The sequence below is a fragment of the Kyrpidia sp. genome (assembly GCF_023512215.1).
In the GTDB taxonomy this organism is placed as follows: domain Bacteria; phylum Bacillota; class Bacilli; order Kyrpidiales; family Kyrpidiaceae; genus Kyrpidia; species Kyrpidia spormannii.
Genome location: NZ_JAILZZ010000084.1, coordinates 1 through 6219 on the forward strand (window position 1 = coordinate 1; position 6219 = coordinate 6219).

Genomic DNA, 6219 nt, shown 5'->3' on the forward strand with positions numbered 1-6219 from the left:
GTCTGGTAGCGTACAGAAACCACTGCTTTTAACAGTAAATCCTTTCCGTCTTGGACGTCAAGGAGCCTCCGCGATTCTTTCGGATGGGTCCAAGGAATGTCATGTAGTTATACGACGTGTAGGCGGGAATTGGCCGAAAAACCTTTCCCGCCTTTATTGGGGTGCCTTCGTGTGCCTCGCAACTGTCGAACTCGAGCATGCGATAGTTCTGAAAAAGTGCTTCCTTCGGATTTGGTCATATTGTAATCCTGCGGTTTTCGCAAGGTTGAACTTGACCAAAGGAGACTTTTTTAGAGCTCTCGCATGCCAAACTTCTCCATTAACAAAAAAGACCAGATTTTCAGGGGATGAACAAAAAATCGTTTGTGTATGGGAGGATATTTGATTGGGTATCGGCAAGAAATTACGAGATGAGAGGAAAAAAAAGGGGTTACGACTCATTGATTTAGCCAAGAAAGTTAATATGTCAGTGAGCAAGTTAAGTAAGATAGAAACGGGAAAAGATTCCATTACCGTAGTCGAGTTGATGATCTTAGCTAACGCATTGGAGGTCCCAGTTACGGCCTTCTTTCTTGATGAGGTATCAGAGTTGATTGTACTTACCAGAAAAGAAGACCGAAGAAGAATCATCCGTAATTTGACACCAAAAGGACCTGTATGGCAAGAACAGCTAACTTCAATGAGAAACGTCAAAATGGAACCGGCGCTCATTTACATACCACCAAGCGGTGAAAGCGGCAAAGAGATCACCCATGAAGGTGAAGAATTTATCACTGTTCTCAAGGGAGAGTTGAATATATGGATTGCAAATACAGAATATCATCTCTCCGAAGGAGATACCTTGTATTACCCAGCAACGATGCCACATCGGTGGATTAACCCGCAGGAGAGTGAAACAATTATTCTGGCCGTTTCCACTCCCCCGTCTTATTAAACATACGAGCAGTCCTGTAGTGAAATAATTTGAGGTTTGCTGCATAAAAAACCTCCTATCTACCTACAATGGGCACAAAGCGCCTTGTAGTAGATTGGTTCATTATGCGAAGTTGGTCAATGGCTGCCCCGTTGTATTCTATATCTTTGTTGGTCGTAACTTTCCATAACGGCTAGCTTTCCATAACCGGTCTTATGCGAAGATTCGCATAAAACGGGAAAGGTGGAGCGGTTCAACCGAGTGGTGGATGACTTTCTCCAGGAAGTGGCCCTGGAGAAGCCCCAAACTCTGGACAAGCTCAACGACCGATTTGCCGTTTGGCTCAGTGAGTGTTATCAACACCGGCCGCATTCCGCCCTGGGAGAGAACGTGACACCGGAGTCGGCGTTTCGCAGCGACCCCCACCCCTTGCGTTTTGTGGATCCAGACGTGCTTGCTCATGCATTTTTGCATGTGGAGACGCGCAAAGTCGACAAGTCCGGATGCATCAGTTTCCTGAACCGCAAGTATGAAGTGGGACTGGCGTTCATCGGTTGCACCGTGGACGTGATTTACGATCCGGCGGACACGACGGAGCTGACCATTGAGTACGAGGGTCACGAACCGTGGCGGGTGCGCCCGCTGGTGATCGGGGAGCGAACGGGGAAACGTCCGAAGCTGCCAGATCATCTGCAACCGACACCGGCTGAGTCCTCGCGCCTGCTCGAGGCGGCACACGAGCGTCACCGGGAGCGCCGAGACCGGCAGATTCCGGCCGTGTCCTACCGGAAGGTACCGAAAGGGGAGCCTGGCGATGTTTGAGTCCTTTTACGGCCTGCGCCGGACCCCTTTCTCTCGGGATATTCCGGCCGGGGACTTGTATCTGCCTGTGGCGCTGGAGGAGGTGCTGGGGCGGTTGCACTATGCGGCCCAGCGAGGGTGGTTTGCCGTCCTCACCGGCGACTCCGGGACGGGAAAGACCACGGCCATTCGACGGTTCGTCGCGACGCTGGACGCGGCCCGGTTCAAGGTGCTGTATCTCTCGGACTCCAAGCTCACCCCGCGCCACTTTTACAAAGGGCTGCTGGAACAGCTCGGGTGCGAGGCGAAATTCTATCGCGGGGATGCCAAACGGCAACTGCACCGGGAGATCGAGCTCATGCGCGGGATTCACCATTTGCAGCCCGTGGTCGTGGTGGACGAATCGCACCTGTTGGATCGCGAGATGCTCGAGGAAGTCCGGTTTCTGCTGAACTTCAAGATGGACGCGCAAAGTCCCATGGCCCTGATTTTGGTGGGTCAGAGCGAACTGCAGGAGCGGTTACATTTGCAGGCATACGCTGCGATCCGCGGGCGGATCGACGTGCAGTGCAGGCTACCCCATTATGACCGGGCCCAGGTGGGCGAATACATCCGCTGTCACCTCACCTATGCGGGTGCGCAGCACGAGATTTTCTCGGATAAGGCGATGGATGAAATCGATCGATTCTCGGGCGGGGCGGCGCGGCTGGTGAACAAAGTGTGCACACATGCGCTGATTTACGGCGCCCAAAATGGCCACCGCATCATTGATGATCACATGATTCGGCGCGTGGTGGCCAAAGAAAGCAACAGCAAGAATGATTGGCAAGGGTCCCACATATCCAATCCACTGAGCAAACTCGAAGCTTCCCGATGTGTACTTTATTGAGGTAATGCTATAAAGATCTGCAGTCAGATAATCAGTAGGATGAGGGGATGGGATACTCTTCCACACGAACGTGCTTTCCCCTCAACATCTTGGACAATTTAACTAAAGCCTCAGTTCCCGAGATAATTAATCTGTAATGGTGATGAGTGTTCAATCGACATTGTAAAAAAGGGGGGAGCAGATGGATAAGCCGAGAGCTTATGGAGTGTTCATAAAAAATGGGACTCATACGTGTAGGACTGCAGCGTACATCCAGTGGGCGACATCAAAGGTATCAATAGGAAGTTGTCTACTGCTGAATCCAGGGTCGGCAGATTTAATCGACTCACATAATAAAGATAAGTTGAACTTTAACGGCGAAGTACGGGGAGAGATTCGACTCGATCATACCATGAATCAACTCATTCGTTTTGTAGAACAGATTTTTAAGCCGTCCGAACCAGACGGACGGTTTTACATCTACAATTTGTTCTCCATTCAGCAAACTTCATTATCAAGTGCCTTCGAGGAGTTTAAAAGCCTTGTGGAAACCGGGTACTATGACCCAACATCATCCCTTGTCGACAAACAAGAGTTAAAGAAACACCCCTGGATCTTGTTGGGATGGGGGTGTGACGAAGAGTCATTTCCGGTTGAACTGCGCGCCGTAAAGGACAGATGGCTAGAACTCATCTCGCATGCTAATATCCCATGTTTTGGAAAGAAACATCCGGAAGGCAAGGGGTATTACCATCCTAGCTATGCTCTGTATCATCCGGAACTCATTGATGAGTTAGTATCAATCTACAAATTGTGTGTTAGTGATTCATGACTGATTTACAATGGGCCAGATTCAACGGTTATATCTGGGGATTCGCCGTGTGACTGGACGATGGACTTGGCTGGAAAACAAGCTTCCCGCGCCCAGTCTGGAAGAAAGGCCGGTGCTGGTCGATTTCACAAAGGTGATTTCCTGCCGGCCGTTCTGGCTAAGCTTCTGGGTTTGAGCCGATCCTGGCTCTATTACAGACCGGCCAGCCCATCTCACTAGATGGGGCGCAAGCAACAGGATCGAATTGGCGACAATCCGTGCAATACACTTCCTTCGGCTTGGGGCGAATGGCGGTGATATTACGCAACGAACACTGGCCCGTGAATCGAAAGGCCGTCCAGCGTCATATGCGAGAAATGGGAATTGCCGGGATCACACCGGGCCCAAACCCAAGCCAACGTTCTCAAGCACACCGGGTCTACCCGTATCTCTGGCGCGGCATGAAGATTGAGTCCAAATCATCTAATGGGCACCGACATCACATATATCCGGATAGCCATATATCCGGATGGCCAGTGGCTGGATGTTCTGGTCGCAGTTCTAGACTGGTATACCCGGCGTGGTCAGGTATGAATTGTATCAGACTTTATACCTCGACTTTGTCCTCGAGCCTGACATTCTATAATCACTCGGCCACTGTATTTGGCATTCAAGGAACGCAAAGAGGGTTTTCCGCCAAAAAAGGATTTACCATAGCTTCGGAACTGGAATGGGTCCGGGGTCTATATCTAGAATGCAGCAAAGCAACAAACCTCAAGAACAGCCGAAAAAATGTCTTGACAATGGGGTTACCTCAGTTGAGGAGGGATAGGGTGTGAAGTATAGAATTTTACCACTTTTGATGCCGTTTTTTTGTTACTTAGCGGTTGTGGCAATTCGGCCATATCGAACGCAGATTTGAAGAATCTGGATGTTGGATCTTACTTTCCGGAAGACTCTTCGACAGCGACCTATGATACATACAATGCCCCAAGTAACAATGTAGTTGTCGAAGAAACAAACATCACTCATCAGGTGTCACAGAATAAGTTTGTTATCTTGACTACTGCAACAGGACAGGCCGCAAATGTTGGAGATAGACAAGTCGCTTATGCTGTCAACAGAAACGAGATTATCCAAATTGGAGTTAGTAATTCTCTCATTGGAACAAGCAATAACCAGAAAATTATTTTAGCTAACACTTCACAGTGGACTGCTGAACCGTCAGAGACCGACACAATTACTGGCATCAATAAAACCATCACTGTAAAAGCTGGAACATTTAATAACTGCATTGAGGTGACAAGTGAGGTCAAGTTTGGAAACGATAAGGTTTTCAACAAATCTTATTACGCACCTCATGTTGGATTAATTCTTAAAGAAATTAAAGACAAAAATAACCATCAATATGTAAAATTTGTAGAACTAGTGAAGTTTAGTTCTGTGCAAAGTCGGGATAGCTTAACAAACGAAGACTCTTCCGCCACCCCCACGAATTCTAAAAAACCTTTAACAGACTTGCAGATAGCAGCTGGTTCCGGAAATGTGGAACTGGTAAAAGCTTTGCTCAGCCAAGGTGCCGATCCTAATGTAACAGATTCAAGCGGGGCAACTCCTCTTATTGATTGTGCGCACTCAGCTGCTAACCCACACGCTAATACGCAGGCCTACAATGAAATAGCAAGGATTTTATTGGAACACGGGGCAAATCCAAATGTTCAGGATGCCAGCGGAGACACAGCATTGTCCTTTGCTGTGTTCGCGAATGATCTAGAAATGGTTAAGCTTTTATTGAACGCCGGAGCAAATCCAAATCTCAAGAATACGAGTGGACTTTCGGCGATGTCGGGAATTGATCCAAATTCGGCGATAGGAAAATTGTTGATTCAATTTAGCACATCCGCTAATTCTAATAATTAACTCGAGCTTCGCACCCTCAGCAAGCCAGCTTTGGTTTGATTGTATTGAGTAAATGGTCGATGAATCGCTATACAATCTGCTCAATCATGTCTTGTTCCTGGGTGACTATCCCATATTGGGCGACTCTAAGTCACTCCAAAATAAGCCTCAGTCTTTTATAAACCGGAAGTCGTCCAGTTCATTACAGCAATCGTACAACAGACCGCCAATAGTTCGAGGATCCTGGCCGTTTCTGGAAGTCACGGACAAGATGATATAGCGGACGAAAACGACGGTTGTATGTGTAAACATTTTGTCATACGTGCGCCCCTGGAGTTCTTTCGCCAGTCTCAGATAGGACTTACTGACCTTGAAGAACGTCTCGATGTCCCATCGCTTACCGTAGATCTGAACGATCTCTTCTCTTCGTCGGCCAGGCGGGTGTCGGTACACAGGAGCGTTAGCCATCTACAGGAACGACCTCGATCTCGGACGAACACGATCTTGGCGGGCACCAGCCATATTCTTCAGCATACACACGACGTGCGGAGAACGGCGCGCGGCCTGCGTAATCGTCGATGGGTATGCGAACCAGCTATCGAACAACAGGTACTTTGCTGAGATGCCCAAGTCCTGAGCCTGTGCCAGCAGTTCGAAGATGACCTCCGTGGCTTTCCGCAGGGGCTCCTGCCCCGCTTGTACCCACAGGTGCACTTGTCGACGGATTCGGTAACGCTGCACAGCCTGTGTCCTCGTGTTCAGAACTCAACAGGGAAAAGCATAAAGGCACAAACGAGTTGCCATCCGACCAACCCAGTGTCAGTAGTTGGAAGGCTCGTACGAAAGTATAAGAGACGTAGTTCAATTTTTACCTGTAATCCCTGAATTAGAAAAATTGACGTTTTTCGTAATAAATCATATAATAGG

At 48.6% G+C, this 6219-nt stretch carries 6 protein-coding genes and 1 pseudogene; 6 read left to right on the top strand and 1 reads right to left on the bottom strand.

The genetic code is table 11. The features are described 5' to 3' along the window. Positions 1 to 385 precede the first annotated feature (385 nt). The 6 genes and pseudogenes from K6T64_RS15915 (at position 386) to K6T64_RS15935 (ending at position 5313) form a co-directional block, all read left to right on the top strand. Positions 386 to 934, top strand: a complete 549-nt coding sequence (locus tag K6T64_RS15915) for a helix-turn-helix domain-containing protein (protein WP_288011045.1) — start codon at positions 386 to 388, stop codon at positions 932 to 934. Positions 935 to 1150: 216 nt separating this feature from the next. Further along, positions 1151 to 1735 (top strand): annotated as a pseudogene (locus K6T64_RS15920) (Mu transposase C-terminal domain-containing protein); the annotation flags it as partial. After that, positions 1728 to 2603, top strand: coding sequence for an ExeA family protein (locus K6T64_RS15925; protein ID WP_288011048.1), 876 nt, complete (start codon positions 1728 to 1730; stop codon positions 2601 to 2603). The pseudogene K6T64_RS15920 and the gene K6T64_RS15925, both read left to right, overlap by 8 nt. 181 nt (positions 2604 to 2784) lie before the next feature. Further along, entirely contained in the window at positions 2785 to 3414 is a 630-nt protein-coding gene (locus K6T64_RS15930) for a hypothetical protein (RefSeq protein ID WP_288011050.1), read from the top strand. Positions 3415 to 3671: 257 nt separating this feature from the next. Beyond that, positions 3672 to 4232 (top strand): IS3 family transposase, encoded by a 561-nt coding sequence (locus tag K6T64_RS16965; protein WP_353737835.1) that lies wholly within the window; start codon positions 3672 to 3674, stop codon positions 4230 to 4232. A gap of 34 nt (positions 4233 to 4266) precedes the next feature. Continuing rightward, complete coding sequence (locus K6T64_RS15935; RefSeq protein WP_288011052.1) at positions 4267 to 5313, top strand: ankyrin repeat domain-containing protein; 1047 nt, start codon at positions 4267 to 4269, stop codon at positions 5311 to 5313. Between the two features lie 147 nt (positions 5314 to 5460). Here the strand turns inward: K6T64_RS15935 and K6T64_RS15940 are convergent, their stop codons facing one another. Then, entirely contained in the window at positions 5461 to 5760 is a 300-nt protein-coding gene (locus K6T64_RS15940) for a transposase (RefSeq protein WP_288011053.1), read from the bottom strand. Positions 5761 to 6219 lie beyond the last annotated feature (459 nt).

Bases quoted from the DNA above. Each gene is read 5' to 3' on its own strand.
- K6T64_RS15940 (WP_288011053.1), bottom strand. From the start codon at position 5,760: ATGGCTAACGCTCCTGTGTACCGACACCCGCCTGGCCGACGAAGAGAA.
- K6T64_RS15925 (WP_288011048.1), top strand. From the start codon at position 1,728: ATGTTTGAGTCCTTTTACGGCCTGCGCCGGACCCCTTTCTCTCGGGAT.
- K6T64_RS15930 (WP_288011050.1), top strand. From the start codon at position 2,785: ATGGATAAGCCGAGAGCTTATGGAGTGTTCATAAAAAATGGGACTCAT.